Annotated in this window: 34 protein-coding genes; 32 read left to right on the forward strand and 2 right to left on the reverse strand. The window is 67.4% G+C overall.

Translation table 11 applies throughout. The features are described from left to right. Positions 1-109 precede the first annotated feature (109 nt). Positions 110-1,303, forward strand: a complete 1,194-nt coding sequence (gene tuf, locus EES43_RS17680) for an elongation factor Tu (RefSeq protein WP_015610719.1) — start codon at positions 110-112, stop codon at positions 1,301-1,303. Positions 1,304-1,443: 140 nt separating this feature from the next. Here the strand turns inward: tuf and EES43_RS17685 are convergent, their stop codons facing one another. After that, positions 1,444-2,166 (reverse strand): S1 family peptidase, encoded by a 723-nt coding sequence (locus EES43_RS17685; RefSeq protein WP_124269606.1) that lies wholly within the window; start codon positions 2,164-2,166, stop codon positions 1,444-1,446. Between the two features lie 669 nt (positions 2,167-2,835). Between EES43_RS17685 and rpsJ the strand changes: the two genes are divergently transcribed. From rpsJ to truA, 31 genes are all read left to right on the forward strand, one after another. Further along, positions 2,836-3,144, forward strand: coding sequence for a 30S ribosomal protein S10 (rpsJ, locus tag EES43_RS17690; protein WP_003948644.1), 309 nt, complete (start codon positions 2,836-2,838; stop codon positions 3,142-3,144). Between the two features lie 13 nt (positions 3,145-3,157). Beyond that, positions 3,158-3,802, forward strand: coding sequence for a 50S ribosomal protein L3 (gene rplC, locus EES43_RS17695; protein ID WP_124269607.1), 645 nt, complete (start codon positions 3,158-3,160; stop codon positions 3,800-3,802). A 4-nt stretch (positions 3,803-3,806) separates the two neighbouring features. Beyond that, a complete protein-coding gene (gene rplD, locus EES43_RS17700) occupies positions 3,807-4,457 on the forward strand; it encodes a 50S ribosomal protein L4 (protein WP_124269608.1) in 651 nt (216 codons plus the stop codon). Next, positions 4,457-4,780 (forward strand): 50S ribosomal protein L23, encoded by a 324-nt coding sequence (rplW, locus tag EES43_RS17705; RefSeq protein ID WP_014154589.1) that lies wholly within the window; start codon positions 4,457-4,459, stop codon positions 4,778-4,780. Before rplD ends, rplW begins: the two co-directional genes overlap by 1 nt. 38 nt (positions 4,781-4,818) lie before the next feature. Continuing rightward, positions 4,819-5,655, forward strand: coding sequence for a 50S ribosomal protein L2 (gene rplB / locus EES43_RS17710; RefSeq protein WP_124269609.1), 837 nt, complete (start codon positions 4,819-4,821; stop codon positions 5,653-5,655). A gap of 12 nt (positions 5,656-5,667) precedes the next feature. Further along, entirely contained in the window at positions 5,668-5,949 is a 282-nt protein-coding gene (gene rpsS, locus EES43_RS17715) for a 30S ribosomal protein S19 (RefSeq protein ID WP_003966956.1), read from the forward strand. A 43-nt stretch (positions 5,950-5,992) separates the two neighbouring features. Then, positions 5,993-6,340: a 50S ribosomal protein L22 gene (gene rplV / locus EES43_RS17720; RefSeq protein ID WP_004571827.1), complete on the forward strand. Its 348-nt coding sequence runs from the start codon at positions 5,993-5,995 to the stop codon at positions 6,338-6,340. Beyond that, positions 6,340-7,176: a 30S ribosomal protein S3 gene (gene rpsC, locus EES43_RS17725; protein ID WP_007446736.1), complete on the forward strand. Its 837-nt coding sequence runs from the start codon at positions 6,340-6,342 to the stop codon at positions 7,174-7,176. The genes rplV and rpsC overlap by 1 nt, the downstream gene beginning before the upstream one ends. Positions 7,177-7,181: 5 nt before the next feature. Beyond that, positions 7,182-7,601 (forward strand): 50S ribosomal protein L16, encoded by a 420-nt coding sequence (rplP, locus tag EES43_RS17730; RefSeq protein WP_003966953.1) that lies wholly within the window; start codon positions 7,182-7,184, stop codon positions 7,599-7,601. Then, the gene (gene rpmC / locus EES43_RS17735) at positions 7,601-7,825 is read left to right on the forward strand and encodes a 50S ribosomal protein L29 (protein WP_015035581.1); all 225 of its coding nucleotides are present in this window, start codon (positions 7,601-7,603) and stop codon (positions 7,823-7,825) included. Before rplP ends, rpmC begins: the two co-directional genes overlap by 1 nt. Next, entirely contained in the window at positions 7,825-8,112 is a 288-nt protein-coding gene (gene rpsQ / locus EES43_RS17740) for a 30S ribosomal protein S17 (protein ID WP_124269610.1), read from the forward strand. Before rpmC ends, rpsQ begins: the two co-directional genes overlap by 1 nt. 107 nt (positions 8,113-8,219) lie before the next feature. Beyond that, positions 8,220-8,588 carry a 50S ribosomal protein L14 gene (gene rplN / locus EES43_RS17745; RefSeq protein ID WP_003966950.1) on the forward strand — a complete coding sequence of 123 codons (369 nt, stop codon included), beginning with the start codon at positions 8,220-8,222 and terminating at the stop codon, positions 8,586-8,588. A 2-nt stretch (positions 8,589-8,590) separates the two neighbouring features. Further along, the gene (gene rplX, locus EES43_RS17750) at positions 8,591-8,914 is read left to right on the forward strand and encodes a 50S ribosomal protein L24 (protein WP_003966949.1); all 324 of its coding nucleotides are present in this window, start codon (positions 8,591-8,593) and stop codon (positions 8,912-8,914) included. Beyond that, positions 8,914-9,471: a 50S ribosomal protein L5 gene (gene rplE, locus EES43_RS17755; protein ID WP_006126888.1), complete on the forward strand. Its 558-nt coding sequence runs from the start codon at positions 8,914-8,916 to the stop codon at positions 9,469-9,471. Before rplX ends, rplE begins: the two co-directional genes overlap by 1 nt. 2 nt (positions 9,472-9,473) lie before the next feature. Further along, positions 9,474-9,659 (forward strand): type Z 30S ribosomal protein S14, encoded by a 186-nt coding sequence (locus tag EES43_RS17760; protein ID WP_003948630.1) that lies wholly within the window; start codon positions 9,474-9,476, stop codon positions 9,657-9,659. Between the two features lie 224 nt (positions 9,660-9,883). After that, the gene (rpsH, locus tag EES43_RS17770) at positions 9,884-10,282 is read left to right on the forward strand and encodes a 30S ribosomal protein S8 (RefSeq protein ID WP_003966947.1); all 399 of its coding nucleotides are present in this window, start codon (positions 9,884-9,886) and stop codon (positions 10,280-10,282) included. A gap of 21 nt (positions 10,283-10,303) precedes the next feature. Beyond that, the gene (gene rplF, locus EES43_RS17775) at positions 10,304-10,843 is read left to right on the forward strand and encodes a 50S ribosomal protein L6 (protein ID WP_124269611.1); all 540 of its coding nucleotides are present in this window, start codon (positions 10,304-10,306) and stop codon (positions 10,841-10,843) included. 2 nt (positions 10,844-10,845) lie between these two features. Continuing rightward, positions 10,846-11,229 carry a 50S ribosomal protein L18 gene (gene rplR, locus EES43_RS17780; RefSeq protein WP_014047792.1) on the forward strand — a complete coding sequence of 128 codons (384 nt, stop codon included), beginning with the start codon at positions 10,846-10,848 and terminating at the stop codon, positions 11,227-11,229. 47 nt (positions 11,230-11,276) lie between these two features. Next, positions 11,277-11,882 (forward strand): 30S ribosomal protein S5, encoded by a 606-nt coding sequence (gene rpsE / locus EES43_RS17785; protein ID WP_124269612.1) that lies wholly within the window; start codon positions 11,277-11,279, stop codon positions 11,880-11,882. Further along, positions 11,882-12,064: a 50S ribosomal protein L30 gene (rpmD, locus tag EES43_RS17790; RefSeq protein WP_003966943.1), complete on the forward strand. Its 183-nt coding sequence runs from the start codon at positions 11,882-11,884 to the stop codon at positions 12,062-12,064. The genes rpsE and rpmD overlap by 1 nt, the downstream gene beginning before the upstream one ends. A 1-nt stretch (position 12,065) precedes the next feature. After that, positions 12,066-12,521: a 50S ribosomal protein L15 gene (gene rplO, locus EES43_RS17795; RefSeq protein WP_003966942.1), complete on the forward strand. Its 456-nt coding sequence runs from the start codon at positions 12,066-12,068 to the stop codon at positions 12,519-12,521. 542 nt (positions 12,522-13,063) lie between these two features. After that, positions 13,064-14,377 (forward strand): preprotein translocase subunit SecY, encoded by a 1,314-nt coding sequence (gene secY / locus EES43_RS17800; RefSeq protein WP_124269613.1) that lies wholly within the window; start codon positions 13,064-13,066, stop codon positions 14,375-14,377. Next, positions 14,377-15,033: an adenylate kinase gene (locus EES43_RS17805; protein WP_124269614.1), complete on the forward strand. Its 657-nt coding sequence runs from the start codon at positions 14,377-14,379 to the stop codon at positions 15,031-15,033. Before secY ends, EES43_RS17805 begins: the two co-directional genes overlap by 1 nt. Positions 15,034-15,196: 163 nt before the next feature. Beyond that, positions 15,197-16,033 (forward strand): type I methionyl aminopeptidase, encoded by an 837-nt coding sequence (map, locus tag EES43_RS17810; RefSeq protein WP_124269615.1) that lies wholly within the window; start codon positions 15,197-15,199, stop codon positions 16,031-16,033. Between the two features lie 169 nt (positions 16,034-16,202). Continuing rightward, entirely contained in the window at positions 16,203-16,424 is a 222-nt protein-coding gene (gene infA, locus EES43_RS17815; protein WP_003956442.1) for a translation initiation factor IF-1, read from the forward strand. A 60-nt stretch (positions 16,425-16,484) separates the two neighbouring features. After that, a complete protein-coding gene (rpmJ, locus tag EES43_RS17820) occupies positions 16,485-16,598 on the forward strand; it encodes a 50S ribosomal protein L36 (RefSeq protein WP_003956441.1) in 114 nt (37 codons plus the stop codon). 193 nt (positions 16,599-16,791) lie between these two features. Further along, positions 16,792-17,172: a 30S ribosomal protein S13 gene (gene rpsM / locus EES43_RS17825; protein WP_124269616.1), complete on the forward strand. Its 381-nt coding sequence runs from the start codon at positions 16,792-16,794 to the stop codon at positions 17,170-17,172. A 105-nt stretch (positions 17,173-17,277) separates the two neighbouring features. Further along, on the forward strand, positions 17,278-17,682 hold the full coding sequence (rpsK, locus tag EES43_RS17830; RefSeq protein ID WP_003956432.1) for a 30S ribosomal protein S11: 405 nt from the start codon (positions 17,278-17,280) through the stop codon (positions 17,680-17,682). Between the two features lie 136 nt (positions 17,683-17,818). Beyond that, the gene (locus EES43_RS17835; protein ID WP_003966937.1) at positions 17,819-18,841 is read left to right on the forward strand and encodes a DNA-directed RNA polymerase subunit alpha; all 1,023 of its coding nucleotides are present in this window, start codon (positions 17,819-17,821) and stop codon (positions 18,839-18,841) included. 92 nt (positions 18,842-18,933) lie between these two features. Continuing rightward, entirely contained in the window at positions 18,934-19,458 is a 525-nt protein-coding gene (rplQ, locus tag EES43_RS17840) for a 50S ribosomal protein L17 (RefSeq protein ID WP_124269617.1), read from the forward strand. An 89-nt stretch (positions 19,459-19,547) separates the two neighbouring features. Then, complete coding sequence (gene truA / locus EES43_RS17845) at positions 19,548-20,402, forward strand: tRNA pseudouridine(38-40) synthase TruA (protein WP_124269618.1); 855 nt, start codon at positions 19,548-19,550, stop codon at positions 20,400-20,402. On the opposite strand, the gene EES43_RS17850 is transcribed toward truA, so the two are convergent. Then, positions 20,371-20,763 (reverse strand): hypothetical protein, encoded by a 393-nt coding sequence (locus EES43_RS17850; protein ID WP_124269619.1) that lies wholly within the window; start codon positions 20,761-20,763, stop codon positions 20,371-20,373. The two genes, truA and EES43_RS17850, sit on opposite strands and share 32 nt — an antisense overlap. Positions 20,764-20,795 lie beyond the last annotated feature (32 nt).

The raw sequence follows: 20,795 nt of genomic DNA on the forward strand, positions 1-20,795 counted from the left end.
GCGGCACAGCGCGCGAGCACTGTGCCGCATGCCCCCGGCACCGGCATCCCAGCAAAGATCACCTGGCGCCGATGAAGCAAGGCGTACAGAACCACTCCAGGAGGACCCAGTGGCGAAGGCGAAGTTCGAGCGGACTAAGCCGCACGTCAACATCGGCACCATCGGTCACATCGACCACGGTAAGACGACCCTCACGGCCGCCATTACCAAGGTGCTGCACGACGCGTACCCCGACCTGAACGAGGCCTCGGCCTTCGACCAGATCGACAAGGCTCCCGAGGAGCGCCAGCGCGGTATCACCATCTCCATCGCGCACGTCGAGTACCAGACGGAGTCGCGTCACTACGCGCACGTCGACTGCCCCGGCCACGCGGACTACATCAAGAACATGATCACGGGTGCGGCGCAGATGGACGGCGCCATCCTCGTGGTCGCGGCCACCGACGGCCCGATGCCGCAGACCAAGGAGCACGTGCTCCTGGCCCGCCAGGTCGGCGTTCCGTACATCGTCGTCGCCCTGAACAAGGCCGACATGGTGGACGACGAGGAGATCATGGAGCTCGTCGAGCTCGAGGTCCGTGAGCTCCTCTCCGAGTACGAGTTCCCGGGCGACGACCTCCCGGTCGTGCGCGTCTCGGCGCTCAAGGCTCTTGAGGGCGACAAGGAGTGGGGCCAGTCGGTCCTGAACCTGATGGCCGCCGTCGACGAGTCCATCCCGCAGCCCGAGCGTGACGTCGAGAAGCCGTTCCTCATGCCGATCGAGGACGTCTTCACGATCACCGGTCGCGGTACGGTCGTCACCGGCCGCATCGAGCGTGGTGTCCTGAAGGTCAACGAGACCGTCGACATCGTCGGTATCAAGACCGAGAAGACCACCACCACGGTCACCGGCATCGAGATGTTCCGCAAGCTGCTCGACGAGGGCCAGGCCGGTGAGAACGTCGGTCTGCTCCTCCGTGGCATCAAGCGCGAGGACGTCGAGCGCGGCCAGGTCATCATCAAGCCCGGTTCGGTCACGCCGCACACCGAGTTCCAGGCGCAGTCCTACATCCTGTCGAAGGACGAGGGTGGCCGTCACACCCCGTTCTTCAACAACTACCGCCCGCAGTTCTACTTCCGTACCACGGACGTGACGGGCGTCGTGACCCTTCCCGAGGGCACCGAGATGGTCATGCCGGGTGACAACACCCTCATGGACGTCGCGCTGATCCAGCCGGTCGCCATGGAAGAGGGCCTGAAGTTCGCCATCCGCGAGGGTGGCCGGACCGTGGGCGCCGGCCAGGTCACCAAGATCATCAAGTAGTTCTCTGCTTGGTCCTTGGACCTGGTGGCTCACCGAGCCGCAAGAAGGGCCCCCACCTCTCTTCCGAGAGGTGGGGGCCCTTCGCCGTGCGGGCGGGCCGTCGGCGGGGAGGCCGGGGCCGGTGGCCGGTGGCCGCGGGATCAGACGCCGGCGACCGACTGGATCCAGGAGCGGTACGCGGTGACGTTCGTGTACGCGGTCGTGGTCTGGCGGTCGCTGGTGGAGGCGACGCCGACCTGGATGCCGTTCGCCGTCATCGGGCCGCCGGAGTCGCCGCCGGCGGTGATGCCGTTGCCGCGCCGGGCGCAGATCGCGGAGCCGCCGTACGCGTCGCCGCAGCTGCCGGTCACGGTCACGTTGGCGACCTTCAGGTAGCGGGACTGGCAGTTGGCCTCGGAGCCGCACTGCGAGGTGGCGCCCCAGCCCCAGACCTGCACGCTCTGCCCGACGCTGACCGAGCCGGGCTGGCCCAGGCGCGAGTAGGTGGCCTGCACGGAGCGGTCCAGCCGGACGAGCGCCAGGTCGGAGCTGTGGGTGTACGTCTGGACGCCGTTGGCCACCGTTCCGCCGCTCTGCTGGTCGAGGCTGCCGATACGGAACGACAGCCCGCCGCCGGTGACGCAGTGCTTGGCGGTGAGGATCCAGGTCGGCGCGATGATCGTCGCCGAACAGGTCTCTCTGCCCTGGGAGAAGAGCCGCGCGGCCCACGGGGCGCTGGTGGCCTGGCCGCCGCCGATGATCGGCTGGACGGCCTTGGTGACCGGAGGGGCGACGGCCGGGGCGGCCGAGGCGGAGGGGGCGAGCAGAGCGAGGACGGAGACCGCCGCTGCGGCGACAGCGGGCACGAGCCTGGCTATACGCATGGTTCCTCGATTCGCGGGACACGTTGGGTGGACGTGTCTGTGGGGGATGGTGGGCAACAGGGTGCCCGGAGCCCCGCGACGAGGGGTACTAACGTTTGGCCATAACGCGGCGTTATGGCGCGGGTGCGCGAATCGGCCATGGTTGCCGGGGAGTTGTCCGTCCGCTTCCTCCGCGGCCGGCGAACGGCCCGCCGTGCCCGTGTGCGTGGGGCGGTGCGGGCAGGCCCTGGGGTGGGGCCGGACGGGGCGCGCGAGGCCGCCGGATGCGTGCCCGCGTTTGAGTACTCGCTCGCGCGGGGTAGTATTCCGGACTCGATTGGCCAGGCCCGCGCCCCGTATGGCACACTGACCAGGTTGCTCGGTTGAGTGTCAATGCTGCGCGCCTCCCGCCGGGAGGACCGGAAGCGAGTCCCACAGTACTCGTCGGCCCTGTAGGGCCGGACGTACGGGAATCTTCCGGGAAGCAACGCAGGGCGCCGGCCAGGCACCCGGTGGGTGTTCCGCCCCCGGTTCCGCGGTCCTCGGGCCCGCACCCCCTTGGTTGGGATCTCCTTCGGGAGATTTTCGTAGAGGGGATGCGACACGCCCGACCGCGTGGGTCGGAGGCGGAGGTTCGGAGAACCCCCGGGTTCCAGAGCGTTAAACAGAGAGACAGGACTACTAGTAGCCATGGCGGGACAGAAGATCCGCATCCGGCTCAAGGCCTACGACCACGAGGTCATCGACTCCTCGGCGAAGAAGATCGTCGAGACGGTGACCCGCACTGGTGCGTCGGTCGCAGGCCCGGTGCCGCTGCCCACTGAGAAGAACGTGTACTGCGTCATCAAGTCGCCGCACAAGTACAAGGACTCGCGCGAGCACTTCGAGATGCGCACGCACAAGCGCCTCATCGACATCCTCGACCCCACGCCGAAGACGGTTGACTCGCTGATGCGTCTCGACCTGCCGGCGGGCGTCGACATCGAGATCAAGCTCTGAGGTGACGCGCGAGATGGCTAAGAACATTAAGGGCGTCCTGGGCGAGAAGCTCGGCATGACCCAGGTCTGGGACGAGAACAACCGGGTTGTCCCGGTCACCGTCGTCAAGGCCGGGCCGTGCGTCGTCACCCAGGTCCGCACCAACGACAGCGACGGCTACGAAGCGGTCCAGATCGCCTTCGGCGAGATCGACCCGCGCAAGGTGAACAAGCCCCTCAAGGGTCACTTCGCCAAGGCCGACGTCACCCCGCGCCGCCACCTGGTGGAGCTCCGCACCCCTGACGCCAGCGAGTACACGCTGGGCCAGGAGGTCACTGCCGAGGTGTTCGAGTCCGGCGTCAAGGTCGACGTCACGGGCAAGAGCAAGGGCAAGGGCTTCGCCGGTGTCATGAAGCGTCACAACTTCAAGGGCCTCGGCGCCGGGCACGGCACCCAGCGCAAGCACCGTTCCCCCGGTTCCATCGGTGGCTGCGCCACCCCTGGGCGTGTCTTCAAGGGCATGCGCATGGCGGGCCGCATGGGTAACGAGCGCGTCACCACCCAGAACCTGACCATCCACGCGGTTGACGCGGAGAAGGGTCTGCTCCTCATCAAGGGCGCGGTCCCCGGTCCGAACGGCGGCCTCGTCCTGGTCCGTACCGCGGCCAAGGGGGCTTGAGGTAATGAGCACCATTGACATCCTTTCGCCGGCAGGCGACAAGGCCGGTACCGTCGAGCTCCCCGCGGAGATCTTCGACGCGAAGACCAGCGTTCCGCTGATCCACCAGGTCGTTGTCGCTCAGCTGGCGGCTGCCCGTCAGGGCACGCACAAGACCAAGCGCCGCGGCGAAGTCCGCGGTGGCGGCAAGAAGCCGTACCGCCAGAAGGGCACCGGCCGCGCCCGTCAGGGTTCGACCCGCGCCCCGCAGTTCGCCGGCGGTGGCGTCGTCCACGGCCCGCAGCCGCGTGACTACTCGCAGCGGACCCCGAAGAAGATGAAGGCCGCCGCCCTGCGCGGTGCCCTCTCCGACCGGGCCCGTCACTCCCGCATCCACGTCGTCACCGGCGTGGTCGAGGGTGCCGCCTCCACGAAGGCCGCCAGGACGCTGCTCGGCAAGATCTCGGAGCGCCAGAACCTGCTCCTGGTCGTCGACCGCGCCGACGAGGCCGCGTGGCTGTCCGCCCGCAACCTGCCCCAGGTGCACATCCTGGAGCCGGGCCAGCTGAACACGTACGACGTGATCGTCTCTGACGACGTGGTCTTCACCCAGGCCGCTTTCGAGTCCTTCGTGTCTGGCCCCCAGACCGCTGAGACCGAAGGGAGCGACGCCTGATGAGTGAGGCGACCGTCACCAGCAAGACGTACTCGGACCCGCGCGACGTTCTCGTCAAGCCCGTGGTCTCCGAGAAGAGCTACGCGCTGCTCGACGAGAACAAGTACACGTTCATCGTCGCGCCGGGCTCCAACAAGACCCAGATCAAGCAGGCCGTGGAAGCGGTCTTCTCGGTCAAGGTCACCGGGGTCAACACGATCAACCGGCAGGGTAAGCGCAAGCGCACCAAGACCGGCTTCGGCAAGCGCGCCGACACGAAGCGCGCCATCGTGACCCTCGCTGAGGGCGACCGAATCGACATCTTCGGCGGCCCGACCTCCTAGTGAGGTCGAGTCGTCCGGAATCGGACGAGGACTGAGAAATGGGTATCCGCAAGTACAAGCCGACGACCCCGGGCCGTCGTGGCTCCAGCGTCGCCGACTTTGTCGAGATCACGCGGTCCACGCCGGAGAAGTCGCTGGTCCGCCCCCTGCACAGCAAGGGCGGCCGTAACAACGCCGGTCGTGTGACCGTTCGCCACCAGGGCGGTGGCCACAAGCGCGCCTACCGAGTGATCGACTTCCGTCGTCACGACAAGGACGGCGTGCCGGCCAAGGTCGCGCACATCGAGTACGACCCGAACCGCACCGCGCGCATCGCGCTGCTGCACTACGCGGACGGCGAGAAGCGTTACATCGTCGCTCCCCGTGGCCTGACGCAGGGCGACCGTGTCGAGAACGGTCCGACCGCCGACATCAAGCCCGGCAACAACCTGGCGCTGCGCAACATCCCGGTCGGTACGACCATCCACGCCATCGAGCTGCGGCCCGGCGGCGGCGCGAAGTTCGCCCGTTCCGCGGGTGCCTCCGTGCAGCTGCTGGCGAAGGAGGGCACCATGGCCCACCTTCGTATGCCGTCGGGTGAGATCCGCCTGGTCGACGCCCGCTGCCGCGCCACCATCGGCGAGGTCGGCAACGCCGAGCAGTCGAACATCAACTGGGGCAAGGCCGGCCGCATGCGCTGGAAGGGCGTTCGCCCGACCGTCCGCGGTGTCGCGATGAACCCGGTTGACCACCCGCACGGTGGTGGTGAGGGCAAGACCTCCGGTGGTCGCCACCCGGTCTCGCCGTGGGGTCAGAAGGAGGGTCGTACTCGTTCTCCCAAGAAGGCGAGCAACAAGTACATCGTCCGCCGCCGCAAGACGAACAAGAAGCGCTAGGAGCGGGTTTAGATGCCGCGCAGTCTCAAGAAGGGGCCCTTCGTCGACGGACACCTCATCAAGAAGGTGGACGTACAGAACGAGGCAGGCACCAAGAACGTCATCAAGACCTGGTCCCGTCGCTCGATGATCGTCCCGGCAATGCTGGGCCACACCATCGCGGTGCACAACGGCAAGATCCACGTCCCGGTGTTCGTCACCGAGTCGATGGTCGGCCACAAGCTCGGCGAGTTCTCGCCGACTCGCACCTTCCGCGGCCACGTCAAGGACGACCGGAAGTCGAAGCGCCGCTAACGGCGGGGTGGAAACGACTATGACTTACACCGAAGGGACAACCATGGAAGCCAGGGCCCAGGCGCGGTACATCCGCGTCACGCCCATGAAGGCCCGCCGCGTGGTGGACCTCATCCGTGGCATGGATGCCACGGAGGCTCAGGCGGTCCTGCGTTTCGCCCCGCAGGCCGCGAGCGTGCCGGTTGGCAAGGTGCTGGACAGCGCCATCGCCAACGCTGCACACAACTACGACCACACCGACGCCTCTTCGCTGGTCATCAGCGAGGCGTACGTGGACGAGGGCCCGACCCTGAAGCGGTTCCGTCCGCGTGCTCAGGGCCGTGCCTACCGGATCCGTAAGCGGACCAGCCACATCACCGTGGTCGTCAGCAGCAAGGAAGGAACCCGGTAATGGGCCAGAAGGTAAACCCGCACGGGTTCCGGCTCGGCATCACCACGGACTTCAAGTCCCGCTGGTACGCCGACAAGCTGTACAAGGACTACGTCAAGGAAGACGTCGCCATTCGTCGCATGATGACGAAGGGCATGGAGCGGGCCGGCATCTCGAAGGTCGAGATCGAGCGCACCCGGGACCGCGTCCGCGTTGACATCCACACCGCTCGTCCGGGCATCGTCATCGGCCGCCGCGGCGCCGAGGCCGACCGCATCCGCGGCGAGCTGGAGAAGCTGACCGGCAAGCAGGTCCAGCTGAACATCCTCGAGGTCAAGAACCCCGAGGTGGACGCTCAGCTGGTGGCCCAGGCCGTCGCCGAGCAGCTCTCCTCCCGCGTCTCCTTCCGTCGTGCCATGCGCAAGAGCATGCAGAGCTCGATGAAGGCCGGCGCCAAGGGCATCAAGATCCAGTGCGGCGGTCGCCTCGGCGGCGCCGAGATGTCCCGCTCGGAGTTCTACCGCGAGGGCCGCGTGCCCCTGCACACGCTCCGTGCGAACGTCGACTACGGCTTCTTCGAGGCCAAGACGACCTTCGGCCGCATCGGCGTGAAGGTCTGGATCTACAAGGGCGACGTCAAGAACATCGCCGAGGTTCGCGCCGAGAACGCCGCGGCCCGCGCCGGCAACCGTCCGGCCCGTGGCGGCGCTGACCGCCCGGCCGGCCGTGGTGGCCGTGGTGGCGAGCGTGGCGGTCGCGGCCGTAAGCCGCAGCAGTCGCCGGCAGCCGAGGCCCCCAAGGCCGACGCTCCCGCCGCCGCTGCTCCGGCTGCTGAGAGCACCGGAACGGAGGCCTGACCGAAATGCTGATCCCCCGTAGGGTCAAGCACCGCAAGCAGCACCACCCGAAGCGCAGCGGTATGTCCAAGGGTGGCACGCAGGTTGCGTTCGGCGAGTACGGCATCCAGGCGCTGACCCCGGCGTACGTGACGAACCGTCAGATCGAGTCCGCTCGTATCGCGATGACCCGTCACATCAAGCGTGGCGGCAAGGTCTGGATCAACATCTACCCGGACCGTCCCCTGACGAAGAAGCCGGCCGAGACCCGCATGGGTTCCGGTAAGGGTTCTCCCGAGTGGTGGATCGCGAACGTCAAGCCGGGTCGGGTGATGTTCGAGCTGTCCTACCCGAACGAGAAGATTGCTCGTGAGGCGCTCACCCGCGCTGCTCACAAGCTTCCGATGAAGTGCCGGATCGTTCGGCGCGAGGCAGGTGAGTCGTGATGTCGGCCGGTACCAAGGCGTCCGAGCTGCGCGAGCTGGGCAACGAGGAGCTCCTCAACAAGCTCCGCGAGGCCAAGGAAGAGCTGTTCAACCTCCGCTTCCAGGCGGCGACGGGCCAGCTCGAGAACCACGGCCGGCTCAAGTCCGTCCGTAAGGACATCGCCCGGATCTACACCCTGATGCGCGAGCGCGAGCTGGGCATCGAGACGGTGGAGAGCGCCTGATGAGCGAGAAGACTGTGACTGAGACCAGCAAGATCGACCGCGGTTTCCGCAAGACCCGTGAGGGTCTGGTCGTCAGCGACAAGATGGACAAGACCGTCGTCGTCGCCGTCGAGGACCGCGTCAAGCACGCGCTGTACGGCAAGGTCATCCGCCGTACGAACAAGCTCAAGGCCCACGACGAGCAGAACGCTGCGGGCGTCGGCGACCGTGTCCTCATCATGGAGACGCGTCCGCTGTCCGCCTCGAAGCGCTGGCGCATCGTCGAGATCCTCGAGAAGGCCAAGTAATTCCTGAGGGGGATTCCCCTCAGGTCAGTTCCGCCAGGCTCGGTGGGGCGCCTCTCCGGTGACGGAGAGGCGCCCGCCGGGAACCGGCAGACGATCAGGAGATAGACGTGATCCAGCAGGAGTCGCGACTGCGCGTCGCCGACAACACGGGTGCGAAGGAAATTCTCACCATTCGTGTTCTCGGTGGCTCGGGTCGCCGCTACGCGGGTATCGGTGACGTCATCGTCGCCACCGTCAAGGACGCGATCCCCGGTGGCAACGTGAAGAAGGGTGACGTCGTCAAGGCCGTCATCGTTCGCACCGTCAAGGAGCGTCGTCGTCAGGATGGCTCGTACATCCGCTTCGACGAGAACGCCGCCGTCATTCTGAAGAACGACGGCGACCCCCGCGGCACCCGCATCTTCGGCCCCGTGGGCCGAGAGCTGCGCGAGAAGAAGTTCATGAAGATCATCTCGCTCGCGCCGGAGGTGCTGTAAGCATGAAGATCAAGAAGGGCGACCTGGTTCAGGTCATCACCGGTAAGGACAAGGGCAAGCAGGGCAAGGTCATCGTGGCCTACCCCGCTCAGGACCGCGTCCTCGTCGAGGGTGTCAACCGGGTCAAGAAGCACACCAAGGCCGGTCAGACGGCTCGCGGCTCGCAGACCGGTGGCATTGTCACCACCGAGGCCCCGATCCACGTCAGCAACGTTCAGCTGGTCGTGGAGAAGGACGGCAACAAGGTCGTCACCCGCGTCGGCTACCGCTTTGACGACGAGGGCAACAAGATCCGCGTTGCCAAGCGGACCGGTGAGGACATCTGATGACTGCCACCACTGCGCCGCGTCTCAAGACGCGCTACCGCGAGGAAATCGCCGGCAAGCTGCGTGAGGAGTTCTCCTACGAGAACGTCATGCAGGTTCCCGGTCTGGTCAAGATCGTGGTCAACATGGGTGTGGGCGACGCCGCCCGCGACTCCAAGCTGATCGACGGGGCCGTTCGCGACCTCACCACGATCACCGGCCAGAAGCCGGCCGTCACCAAGGCCCGCAAGTCCATCGCGCAGTTCAAGCTGCGCGAGGGCCAGCCGATCGGCTGCCACGTCACCCTCCGCGGTGACCGGATGTGGGAGTTCCTGGACCGTACGCTGTCGCTCGCGCTGCCGCGTATCCGTGACTTCCGCGGCCTGTCGCCCAAGCAGTTCGACGGCCGTGGCAACTACACCTTCGGTCTCACGGAGCAGGTCATGTTCCACGAGATCGACCAGGACAAGATCGACCGGGTCCGGGGCATGGACATCACCGTGGTCACCACGGCGACCAACGACGACGAGGGTCGTGCCCTCCTTCGTCACCTCGGCTTCCCGTTCAAGGAGAACTGACCGTGGCGAAGAAGGCTCTGATCGCTAAGGCCGCCCGCAAGCCGAAGTTCGGCGTTCGCGGGTACACCCGCTGCCAGCGCTGCGGCCGGCCCCACTCCGTCTACCGCAAGTTCGGCCTGTGCCGCGTGTGCCTTCGTGAGATGGCTCACCGTGGCGAGCTGCCGGGCGTGACCAAGAGCTCCTGGTAACTCTCCTTCGCCCCCTGGGCGTTGGAAGTACCCGGAAGCTCTCGGTAAGCATCTGGTCGGCAGGAGCCCCGCCTTTCATGCCGTAGGCTTGAAGGGTTGGGCGCCTGCCGCCCAAGACCGACTTACTACGCCGTAGGTCCCCGCACCGCACCCGTCCCGCCACTGAGCGGGGAGAGGGATGGCGCATACAGGAAACCCCGGCGAGAGAGGCCGAAGGCCAATTCATGACCATGACTGATCCCATCGCAGACATGCTCACGCGTCTGCGCAACGCGAACTCGGCGTACCACGACTCCGTCGTGATGCCGCACAGCAAGATCAAGTCGCACATCGCGGAGATCCTCCAGCAGGAGGGCTTCATCACCGGCTGGAAGGTCGAGGACGCCGAGGTCGGCAAGAACCTCGTCCTGGAGCTGAAGTTCGGCCCGAACCGCGAGCGCTCGATCGCCGGCATCAAGCGGATCTCGAAGCCGGGTCTGCGCGTGTACGCGAAGTCCACCAACCTGCCGAAGGTCCTCGGCGGCCTGGGCGTGGCGATCATCTCCACGTCCCACGGTCTCCTGACCGGCCAGCAGGCAGGCAAGAAGGGCGTAGGTGGGGAAGTCCTCGCCTACGTCTGGTAGTCGGGAAAGGAAGGAAAGCTCATGTCGCGAATCGGCAAGCTCCCCATCCAGGTTCCCGCCGGTGTGGACGTCACCATCGATGGCCGTACGGTCGCGGTGAAGGGCCCCAAGGGTTCCCTCTCGCACACCGTCGCCGCGCCGATCGAGGTCTCCAAGGGCGAGGACGGCGTTCTCAACGTCACCCGCCCGAACGACGAGCGTCAGAACAAGGCCCTCCACGGCCTGTCCCGCACGCTGGTGGCGAACATGATCACCGGCGTGACCGCGGGTTACAGCAAGGCGCTCGAGATCAGCGGTGTCGGTTACCGCGTCCAGGCGAAGGGCTCCAACCTGGAGTTCGCCCTGGGCTACAGCCACCCGATCCTCATCGAGGCTCCGGATGGCATCACCTTCAAGGTCGAGTCGCCCACGAAGCTCAGCGTCGAGGGCATCGACAAGCAGAAGGTCGGCGAGGTAGCCGCCAACATCCGCAAGCTGCGGAAGCCCGACCCGTACAAGGCCAAGGGCGTCAAGTACGCGGGCGAGGTCATCCGCCGCAAGGTCGGAAAGGCTGGTAAGTAGCCATGGCATACGGTGTGAAGATCGCCAAGGGCGACGCGTACAAGCGTGCCGCTCTCAAGCGGCGCCACATCCGCGTCCGCAAGCACATCTCCGGTTCGCCGGAGCGTCCCCGCTTGGTCGTGACGCGTTCCAACCGCCACATCGTGGCCCAGGTCATCGACGACATCGCGGGCCACACGCTCGCGTCGGCGTCGACCCTGGACACCTCGATCCGTGGTGGCGAGGGTGACAAGAGCGCCCAGGCCAAGCAGGTCGGCGCCCTGGTCGCCGAGCGCGCCAAGGCCGCAGGCGTCGAGGCCGTCGTGTTTGACCGCGGTGGCAACCAGTACGCCGGGCGGATTGCCGCTCTGGCTGACGCCGCCCGTGAAGCCGGGCTGAAGTTCTAAGCCCCGGTTCCTACGCACAGCGGACGTAACAGAGAGAGGTAAATCCAATGGCTGGACCCCAGCGCCGCGGAAGCGGTGCCGGTGGCGGCGAGCGGCGGGACCGGAAGGGCCGTGACGGTGGCGCCAGCGCCGCCGAGAAGACCGCGTACGTCGAGCGCGTCGTCGCGATCAACCGCGTCGCCAAGGTTGTGAAGGGTGGTCGTCGCTTCAGCTTCACCGCGCTGGTCGTGGTGGGCGATGGTGACGGCACCGTCGGTGTCGGATACGGCAAGGCCAAGGAAGTTCCCGCGGCCATCGCCAAGGGCGTCGAAGAGGCGAAGAAGAGCTTCTTCAAGGTCCCGCGTATCCAGGGCACCATCCCTCACCCGATCCAGGGCGAGAAGGCTGCGGGCGTCGTCATGCTCAAGCCGGCTTCCCCCGGTACCGGCGTCATCGCCGGTGGCCCGGTGCGTGCCGTGCTCGAGTGCGCCGGCGTGCACGACATCCTGTCGAAGTCGCTCGGCTCTTCCAACGCGATCAACATCGTGCACGCGACCGTGGCGGCCCTCAAGGGCCTGCAGCGTCCCGAGGAGATCGCGGCCCGCCGCGGTCTGCCCCTCGAGGACGTCGCCCCCGCGGCTCTGCTGCGTGCACGTGCGGGAGCGGGTGCGTAATGGCTCGCCTCAAGATCACGCAGACGAAGTCGTACATCGGCAGCAAGCAGAACCACCGCGACACCCTGCGTTCGCTCGGGCTCAAGCGCCTGAACGACTCGGTTGTCAAGGAGGACCGCCCCGAGTTCCGCGGAATGGTACACACCGTCCGCCACCTCGTGACGGTTGAGGAGGTTGACTGACATGGCGGAGAACAGCCCGCTGAAGGCCCACAACCTCCGGCCTGCCCCGGGCGCCAAGACCGCCAAGACCCGTGTGGGTCGTGGTGAGGCGTCCAAGGGTAAGACCGCAGGCCGTGGTACCAAGGGTACGAAGGCTCGTTACCAGGTTCCGGAGCGCTTCGAGGGTGGCCAGATGCCCCTCCACATGCGTCTCCCGAAGCTCAAGGGCTTCAAGAACCCGTTCCGTACGGAGTACCAGGTCGTGAACCTGGACAAGCTCGCGACGCTCTACCCCGAGGGTGGAGAGGTCACGGTGGCCGACCTGGTCGCCAAGGGCGCCGTGCGCAACAACCACCTCGTCAAGGTCCTCGGACAGGGCGAGATCTCCGTGGCGCTGCAGGTTTCGGTTGACGCCGTCTCCGGCTCCGCCAAGGAGAAGATCACCGCCGCCGGCGGTACGGTCACCGAGCTCGTCTGAGCCCCGGGACAGAACTGAGCCCGGTCGGCTGCCTCTTCGGAGGCGGCCGACCGGGCCTTTTCGTGTCCTCGTGCCGTCCGCTCCCGTGCTGAGAGGCATCGGAGGGCCACCCGGCGTCACCGGTCGGACGCTGAAGCGGCAGGCGGCCGTCCAGCCGGGCGGGCGGGTGGTGCGGTGCGGGGGAGTGACCGCGTGGCCGGGCGGGCGTACTCCCGGTAAAGGCTGGGGAGAGGCCGGCCCGGCGCGGGTGGCGGAGAGCGCGGGGCGGGCCGGTGCGCCTTCCTGTCCGGAACGGTGCGCCGTTCCGTCCGGAACGGCGCACCGGCACGTCCAACATGGTGGGTCTTCGGCGTCCGCACGGCCCGAATTCCGGGCGGCGGAAGGGGTGCCGGGGCCGGGCGCGTGTTTCCTGCTCAGGGGAACCCCGGGTAGGGTAGCGCCGTTAATCTTTGTGGCCTCCTTACGATGTAGGGCTGCCCTGTATCCGATCCCATCCAGACCCGTCGCCTCTGACGCATAGCGCGGGGGTCGCAGGAGGCACCGTGTTCACCGCGTTCGCCCGAGCGTTCAAGACGCCCGACCTGCGCAAGAAGCTGCTCTTCACGCTCGGCATCATCGTGATCTACCGGCTCGGGGCGCACATCCCGGCCCCCGGCGTCGACTACGCGAAGGTCCAGACGTGCATCGACCAAGCCGGTGCGGGCGGTCTTCTCGGTCTGATGCAGATGTTCAGCGGTGGCGCCCTGCTGCAGATCACCATCTTCGCGCTCGGCATCATGCCGTACATCACGGCCAGCATCATTCTCCAGCTGCTGACCGTGGTGATTCCCCGCCTCGAAGCGCTCAAGAAGGAAGGGCAGTCCGGGACGGCGAAGATCACGCAGTACACGCGTTATCTGACCGTCGCGCTGGCCATCCTCCAGGGCACCGGCCTGGTGGCCACCGCCCGTAGTGGAGCGCTCTTCTCCAACTGCTCGGTGGGCGACCAGATCGTCGCCGACAAGTCGATCTTCACCACGGTCATCATGGTCCTCACGATGACCGCCGGCACCGCCGCCGTCATGTGGCTCGGTGAGCTCATCACCGACCGCGGCATCGGCAACGGCATGTCGATCCTCATGTTCATCTCGATCGCCGCGACGTTCCCCGGCGCCCTGTGGGCCATCAAGGAGAGCGGCAAGCTGGCCGACGGCTGGATCGAGTTCGGCACCGTCATCCTCATCGGCTTCGTGATGGTCGCGCTCGTCGTCTTCGTCGAGCAGGCCCAGCGCCGCATTCCGGTGCAGTACGCGAAGCGCATGATCGGGCGCAGGTCGTACGGCGGCACCTCGACGTACATCCCGCTCAAGGTGAACCAGGCGGGTGTGATCCCCGTCATCTTCGCTTCTTCGCTGCTCTACATCCCGGCCCTGATCGTCCAGTTCTCCAACTCGACCGCGGGCTGGGCGACCTGGATCCAGGACAACTTCGTCACGGGCGACGGCGCGTACTACATCGCGACGTACTTCGTGCTGATCGTGTTCTTCGCCTTCTTCTACGTGGCCATCTCGTTCAACCCCGACGAGGTCGCCGACAACATGAAGAAGTATGGTGGCTTCATCCCGGGCATCCGGGCAGGTCGACCTACTGCCGAGTACCTGAGCTACGTGCTCAACAGGATCACTTGGCCGGGCTCGCTGTACCTGGGCCTGATCGCTCTGGTGCCGACGATGGCGTTGGCAGGCTTCGGCGGTGCTAACCAGAACTTCCCGTTCGGCGGGACGAGCATCCTCATCATCGTGGGTGTCGGTCTGGAGACCGTGAAGCAGATCGAGAGTCAGCTCCAGCAGCGCAATTACGAAGGGTTCCTCCGCTGATGCGAATCGTCCTCGTCGGGCCTCCGGGCGCCGGCAAGGGAACGCAGGCTGCGTACCTTGCCAAGAACCTGTCGATTCCGCACATCTCCACGGGCGACCTCTTCCGCGCCAACATCAGCCAGGGCACCGACCTTGGCAAGCAGGCCCGCGCCTTCATGGACGCGGGGCGGCTGGTGCCGGACGAGGTCACCATCGGGATGGCCAAGGACCGCATGTCCCAGTCGGACGCCGTGAACGGCTTCCTGCTGGACGGCTTCCCGCGGAACGTGGGCCAGGCCGAAGCCCTTGACGTGATCCTCAAGGACGAGGGCGTGAAGCTGGACGCGGTCCTCGATCTGGAGGTCCCCGAGGACGAGGTCGTCAAGCGGATCGCGGGCCGCCGCATCTGCCGCAACGACAGCGCGCACGTCTTCCACGTGACGTACAACCCGCCGAAGGCCGAGGGCGTCTGCGACGCCTGCGGCGGCGAGCTGTACCAGCGGGACGACGACAGCGAGGAGACGGTCCGCACCCGGCTGGAGGTCTACCACACGGAGACCGAGCCGATCATCGACTACTACCGGGCCCAGGGCCTGGTCGTGACCATCTCCGCGCTCGGCAAGGTCACCGAGGTGACCGAGCGCGCGATGGAGGCGCTGAAGTCCGACCAGGGCTGAGCGCCACCCCGTATCACCGTTGTGCAGTCGGCCGCGGCGCCTCAGGGCGTCGCGGCCGACTGCTTGCGCCCGTATCGCCCGTATCGTTGGGTACGGCGCAGGAGTCCCCGTCAGCCCCCTCCCGTGAGCCCCCTCACCCGTCGATGCAGAGAGGCGCCGAGCAATGGTGCAGATCAAGACCCCCGAGCAGATCGCGAAGATGCGCGAGGCGGGCCTGGTGGTCGCTGCCATTCACGCCGCCACCCGGGAGGCGGCGGTGCCCGGCGCCACCACGAAGGACCTGGACCAGGTCGCCCGCAAGGTGATCGCCGACCACGGCGCGAAGTCGAACTTCCTCGGTTACGGCGGCTTCCCCGCGACCATCTGCACCTCGGTCAACGAGGTCGTGGTCCACGGCATCCCGGACGAGAAGACCGTGCTCAAGGACGGCGACATCATCTCGATCGACGCCGGCGCGATCGTGGACGGCTGGCACGGCGACGCCGCGTACACCGCGTTCGTGGGAACGGGTCACGCTCCGGAGCTGATCGAGCTGTCCCGGGTCACCGAGGAGTCGATGTGGGCCGGGATCGCCGCGATGAAGGTGAACAACCGCCTGGTCGACATCTCGAAGGCGATCGAGTCCTACATCCGCCGCCAGCCGCGTCCGGCCACCGGCAAGTACGGGATCATCGAGGACTACGGCGGCCACGGCATCGGCACCGAGATGCACATGGACCCGCACCTGCTGAACTACGTCTCCCGCAAGCGCGGCAAGGGCATCAAGCTGGTGCCCGGCGTCTGCCTGGCGATCGAGCCCATGGTCTCGCTCGGTACGGCGCGAACGGAGGTGCTGAGCGACGACTGGACCGTCCTGACCACGGACGGCACCTGGTCCTCGCACTGGGAGCACTCCATCGCGCTGACCGAGGAGGGCCCGCTCGTGCTGACGGCTCCGGACTGCGGCCGGGCCCGGCTCGCGGAGTACGGCGTCACGGCCGCGCCCGACCCGCTGGGCTGAAGCGGCCCGCCGGCAGGTCTAAGGATCACCGGTACGGGGCAAACTTGACGGATTCGTCTTTTGGGTCCCGCTGACGTAGACTGACTCGTCGGCTCTCGTGCATCAGTGTGTCCACAGGCAGCACTCGGTGGCGAGAATCGATCAAGGTAGCCGATTCGAAAGGCGAAGCGTGGCCAAGAAGCAAGGTGCCATCGAAATTGAGGGCACCGTGATCGAGTCCCTCCCGAACGCCATGTTCAAGGTGGAACTCCAGAACGGTCACAAGGTCCTCGCGCACATCTCCGGCAAGATGCGGATGCACTACATCCGTATCCTCCCGGACGACCGGGTCGTCGTGGAGCTCTCCCCGTACGACCTGACGCGTGGCCGGATCGTCTACCGCTACAAGTAGATCTTGCCTGCACCACGTTTCGGCGCGGTGACGGCACTGACCCGGAGAACCTGACATCCCATGAAGGTCAAGCCGAGCGTCAAGAAGATCTGCGACAAGTGCAAGGTGATCCGCCGTCACGGTCGGGTCATGGTCATCTGCGACAACCTGCGCCACAAGCAGCGCCAGGGCTGAAGCACGACCGCCTGCATCTCGCAGACTTCGCGCGACGCACGTAATTCGTACATACGCAGCGCCCGTCCAAGCCACGGCTGACGACACCTCCGGCGGGGGCCGGGGACCCGGACGTACCACCACTCCCTGCGGGTGGTCGGCGGTCGGGAGCGGCACTGCGGAAGACCCCCGATCTAACAACTGGAGCCATTGAATGGCACGCGTTTCAGGTGTTGACATCCCGCGCGAAAAGCGCGTGGAGGTTGCCCTCACCTACGTCTTCGGCATCGGGCGCACCCGGTCCAAGGAGATCCTCGCCACCACCGGCGTGAACCCGAACGCCCGCGTTCGCGACCTGGCCGAAGAGGACCTGGTCAAGATCCGCGAGTACGTGGACGCCAACCTCCGCACCGAGGGTGACCTCCGCCGCGAGATCCAGGCCGACATCCGCCGCAAGGTCGAGATCGGCTGCTACCAGGGCATCCGGCACCGTCGTGGTCTGCCGGTCCACGGTCAGCGCACCAGCACGAACGCCCGTACCCGCAAGGGCCCGCGTCGCGCGATCGCCGGCAAGAAGAAGCCGGGCAAGAAGTAGTCCTCAGCGGACGCACTGCGGACGTCCGGATCGCCGGGCAACCGCAGCAACCAGCGGTCTTCGCTGTAGGACCGATCACCTCCCCTCTCCATCTGGAGTCAAGACATGCCCCCCAAGGGTCGTCAGGGCGCAGCCAAGAAGGTGCGTCGCAAGGAAAAGAAGAACGTCGCTCACGGCCACGCGCACATCAAGAGCACGTTCAACAACACCATCGTCTCGATCACGGACCCCTCGGGCAACGTGATCTCCTGGGCCTCCGCCGGCCACGTCGGCTTCAAGGGCTCGCGCAAGTCCACCCCCTTCGCCGCGCAGATGGCCGCCGAGTCGGCCGCCCGCCGCGCGCAGGAGCACGGCATGCGCAAGGTCGACGTCTTCGTGAAGGGTCCGGGCTCCGGCCGCGAGACCGCGATCCGCTCGCTCCAGGCCACGGGCCTGGAGGTCGGTTCGATCCAGGACGTCACCCCGACGCCGCACAACGGCTGCCGTCCGCCGAAGCGTCGCCGCGTCTGACCCGTCACGGCCGGTGACGGCCGTGCGGCAGTAGCGCCGGTTGCGGGCGGTACGTCCCTTCGGGGCGTGCCGCCCGTACCCTTGTCTCATCTGTCGGGCATCAAATAGCGGGTGCCCACGACTGAAGGATCACCGCATGCTTATCGCTCAGCGTCCGTCGCTGACCGAAGAGGTCGTCGACGAGTTCCGCTCCCGGTTCGTGATCGAGCCGCTGGAGCCGGGCTTCGGTTACACCCTCGGCAACTCCCTGCGCCGCACCCTCCTCTCCTCGATCCCCGGCGCCGCTGTCACCAGCATCCGGATCGACGGGGTCCTGCACGAGTTCACCACCGTGCCGGGCGTCAAGGAGGACGTGACCGACCTCATCCTCAACATCAAGCAGCTCGTCGTCTCCTCGGAGCACGACGAGCCGGTCGTGATGTACCTGCGCAAGCAGGGTCCCGGCCTGGTCACCGCCGCCGACATCGCGCCCCCGGCCGGTGTCGAGGTGCACAACCCGGACCTGGTCCTCGCCACGCTCAACGGCAAGGGCAAGCTGGAGATGGAGCTGACCGTCGAGCGCGGTCGCGGCTACGTCTCCGCCGTCCAGAACAAGCAGGTGGGCCAGGAGATCGGCCGGATTCCGGTCGACTCCATCTACTCGCCGGTGCTCAAGGTCACGTACAAGGTCGAGGCGACCCGTGTCGAGCAGCGCACCGACTTCGACAAGCTGATCGTCGACGTCGAGACCAAGCAGGCCATGCGTCCCCGTGACGCCATGGCGTCGGCGGGCAAGACCCTGGTCGAGCTGTTCGGTCTGGCGCGCGAGCTCAACATCGACGCCGAGGGCATCGACATGGGCCCGTCCCCGACGGACGCGGCGCTCGCCGCTGATCTGGCGCTGCCGATCGAGGAGCTGGAGCTCACGGTCCGTTCGTACAACTGCCTCAAGCGCGAGGGCATCCACTCCGTGGGTGAGCTCGTGGCGCGTTCCGAGGCCGACCTGCTCGACATCCGCAACTTCGGCGCGAAGTCGATCGACGAGGTCAAGGCGAAGCTGGCCGGTATGGGCCTCGCGCTGAAGGACTCGCCTCCCGGCTTCGACCCGACCGCCGCCGCCGACGCCTTCGGCGCCGACGACGACGCGGACGCCGGTTTCGTGGAGACCGAGCAGTACTGAGCACCACCCGCACGACTTCCGTGAGGCGTCCGCCCCACGGGAACTGACACCGGTACCTGATACGGCCGGTGCAGCACACAAGGAGAATCACCATGCCGCGTCCCGCAAAGGGTGCCCGTCTGGGCGGCAGCGCCGCGCACGAGCGTCTGCTTCTCGCGAACCTCGCGAAGTCGCTGTTCGAGCACGGCCGCATCACGACGACCGAGGCCAAGGCCCGCCGCCTGCGTCCGGTCGCCGAGCGCCTCGTCACCAAGGCGAAGAAGGGCGACATCCACAACCGTCGCCTGGTGCTCCAGACGATCACGGACAAGGGCGTCGTGCACACGCTCTTCACCGAGATCGCTCCCCGGTACGAGAACCGCCCCGGTGGTTACACGCGTATCACCAAGATCGGCAACCGTCGTGGCGACAACGCCCCGATGGCGGTCATCGAGCTGGTCGAGGCGCTGACCGTGGCCCAGCAGGCCACCGGTGAGGCCGAGGCCGCGACGAAGCGCGCGGTCAAGGAAGACGCCCTCAAGAAGGACGAGGCCCCCGCGGCCGACTCCTCCGAGGAGACCGTCGAGGACGCCAAGCCGGCCGACAAGGCCGACGACGCGGAGTCCAAGGACGCCTGAGCGTTCTGAGACCGAGGAGCGGGCCCGCATCACCCTTCGGGGCGGTGCGGGCCCGTTCTGCTGAGCAGGGGTAGGGAGAGGATGACGCGGTGAGTGACGAGGCGGAGCCCGGTTTCGTACGGGTGCGGCTGGACCTGTCCTACGACGGCGGGGACTTCTCCGGCTGGGCGAAGCAGACCAGCCGCCGCACGGTGCAGGGGGAGATCGAGGACGCGCTGCGGACCGTGACCCGGTCCACCGTCACGTACGACCTGACGGTGGCGGGCCGCACGGACGCCGGGGTGCACGCGCGCGGCCAGGTGGCCCATGTGGACCTGCCGGAGGCGGTGTGGGCTGAGCACGAGGAGAAGCTGCTGCGGCGGCTGGCGGGGCGGCTCCCGCCGGACGTGCGGATCTGGCGGGCGGCCCCCGCCCCGGCGGGGTTCAACGCCCGCTTCTCGGCGCTCTGGCGGCGTTACGCGTACCGGGTCGGCGACCGGCCCGGCGGGGTCGATCCGCTGACGCGCGGTCATGTGCTGTGGCACGACCGGCCGCTGGACGTGGACGCGATGAACGAGGCGGCGGCGCTGATGGTCGGCGAGCACGACTTCGCCGCGTACTGCAAGAAGCGCGAGGGCGCGACGACCATCCGTACGCTCCAGAAGCTGAGTTGGGTACGGGACGCGTCCACGGGCGTGCTGACCGCGACCGTGCAGGCGGACGCGTTCTGCCACAACATGGTGCGCGCGCTGATCGGCGCGGCGCTGTTCGTCGGTGACGGGCGGCGGCCGTCCGCCTGGCCGGCCGAGGTGCTGGCGGCGAAGGTGCGCGACCCGGCGGTGCACGTGGTGCGCCCGCACGGCCTGACGCTGGAGGAAGTGGCCTACCCGGCGGACGCGTTGCTGGCGGCGCGGGCCCTGGAGGCCCGTAACGTCAGGACGTTGCCGGGGGCGGGGTGCTGCTGAGCGTCCCCCGGGCCGCGCGCCGCTGCCGCAGGGCGCGGGTCAGGCTTCCCGCGTAGTACAGCGCGAAGCCGGTCGTGAACGCGGTGCGCGGCCAGCCGGTCTCCGGGCTGGACCAGGCCAGCGCCGACCCCGTCGTGAACACCAGCAGGGCCAGGACGCGCCAGATCCACCAGCGGCGCGGTCGGGTCGGGGCGGCGCCCGGCGGGCCGTCGGGGTGGACGCCGTCCGCGGCGGCCGGCGCGGGGCGCAGGGCCGGGTCGGGTCCGTCGAGGACGACGGTCTCGTCGGGCGGCAGGTCCGTGCCTGTGGAGCGGGCGGGGCGCGGGACGCGCGGGAAGGCGAGCAGGGCGGGCAGACGCACGGGAGGGATCCTTGGAGGGTGTCGTGATGACC

It is taken from the genome of Streptomyces sp. ADI96-02 (assembly GCF_003846185.1).
Taxonomy (GTDB): Bacteria; Actinomycetota; Actinomycetes; order Streptomycetales; family Streptomycetaceae; genus Streptomyces.

Coding starts and splice junctions, on each gene's coding strand:
- EES43_RS17685 (WP_124269606.1), bottom strand. CDS start 2,166: ATGCGTATAGCCAGGCTCGTGCCCGCTGTCGCCGCAGCGGCGGTCTCC.
- rpsJ (WP_003948644.1), top strand. CDS start 2,836: ATGGCGGGACAGAAGATCCGCATCCGGCTCAAGGCCTACGACCACGAG.
- rplC (WP_124269607.1), top strand. CDS start 3,158: ATGGCTAAGAACATTAAGGGCGTCCTGGGCGAGAAGCTCGGCATGACC.
- rplD (WP_124269608.1), top strand. CDS start 3,807: ATGAGCACCATTGACATCCTTTCGCCGGCAGGCGACAAGGCCGGTACC.
- rplW (WP_014154589.1), top strand. CDS start 4,457: ATGAGTGAGGCGACCGTCACCAGCAAGACGTACTCGGACCCGCGCGAC.
- rplB (WP_124269609.1), top strand. CDS start 4,819: ATGGGTATCCGCAAGTACAAGCCGACGACCCCGGGCCGTCGTGGCTCC.
- rpsS (WP_003966956.1), top strand. CDS start 5,668: ATGCCGCGCAGTCTCAAGAAGGGGCCCTTCGTCGACGGACACCTCATC.
- rplV (WP_004571827.1), top strand. CDS start 5,993: ATGGAAGCCAGGGCCCAGGCGCGGTACATCCGCGTCACGCCCATGAAG.
- rpsC (WP_007446736.1), top strand. CDS start 6,340: ATGGGCCAGAAGGTAAACCCGCACGGGTTCCGGCTCGGCATCACCACG.
- rplP (WP_003966953.1), top strand. CDS start 7,182: ATGCTGATCCCCCGTAGGGTCAAGCACCGCAAGCAGCACCACCCGAAG.
- rpmC (WP_015035581.1), top strand. CDS start 7,601: ATGTCGGCCGGTACCAAGGCGTCCGAGCTGCGCGAGCTGGGCAACGAG.
- rpsQ (WP_124269610.1), top strand. CDS start 7,825: ATGAGCGAGAAGACTGTGACTGAGACCAGCAAGATCGACCGCGGTTTC.
- rplX (WP_003966949.1), top strand. CDS start 8,591: ATGAAGATCAAGAAGGGCGACCTGGTTCAGGTCATCACCGGTAAGGAC.
- rplE (WP_006126888.1), top strand. CDS start 8,914: ATGACTGCCACCACTGCGCCGCGTCTCAAGACGCGCTACCGCGAGGAA.
- rpsH (WP_003966947.1), top strand. CDS start 9,884: ATGACCATGACTGATCCCATCGCAGACATGCTCACGCGTCTGCGCAAC.
- rplF (WP_124269611.1), top strand. CDS start 10,304: ATGTCGCGAATCGGCAAGCTCCCCATCCAGGTTCCCGCCGGTGTGGAC.
- rplR (WP_014047792.1), top strand. CDS start 10,846: ATGGCATACGGTGTGAAGATCGCCAAGGGCGACGCGTACAAGCGTGCC.
- rpsE (WP_124269612.1), top strand. CDS start 11,277: ATGGCTGGACCCCAGCGCCGCGGAAGCGGTGCCGGTGGCGGCGAGCGG.
- rpmD (WP_003966943.1), top strand. CDS start 11,882: ATGGCTCGCCTCAAGATCACGCAGACGAAGTCGTACATCGGCAGCAAG.
- rplO (WP_003966942.1), top strand. CDS start 12,066: ATGGCGGAGAACAGCCCGCTGAAGGCCCACAACCTCCGGCCTGCCCCG.
- EES43_RS17805 (WP_124269614.1), top strand. CDS start 14,377: ATGCGAATCGTCCTCGTCGGGCCTCCGGGCGCCGGCAAGGGAACGCAG.
- map (WP_124269615.1), top strand. CDS start 15,197: ATGGTGCAGATCAAGACCCCCGAGCAGATCGCGAAGATGCGCGAGGCG.
- rpmJ (WP_003956441.1), top strand. CDS start 16,485: ATGAAGGTCAAGCCGAGCGTCAAGAAGATCTGCGACAAGTGCAAGGTG.
- rpsM (WP_124269616.1), top strand. CDS start 16,792: ATGGCACGCGTTTCAGGTGTTGACATCCCGCGCGAAAAGCGCGTGGAG.
- rpsK (WP_003956432.1), top strand. CDS start 17,278: ATGCCCCCCAAGGGTCGTCAGGGCGCAGCCAAGAAGGTGCGTCGCAAG.
- EES43_RS17835 (WP_003966937.1), top strand. CDS start 17,819: ATGCTTATCGCTCAGCGTCCGTCGCTGACCGAAGAGGTCGTCGACGAG.
- rplQ (WP_124269617.1), top strand. CDS start 18,934: ATGCCGCGTCCCGCAAAGGGTGCCCGTCTGGGCGGCAGCGCCGCGCAC.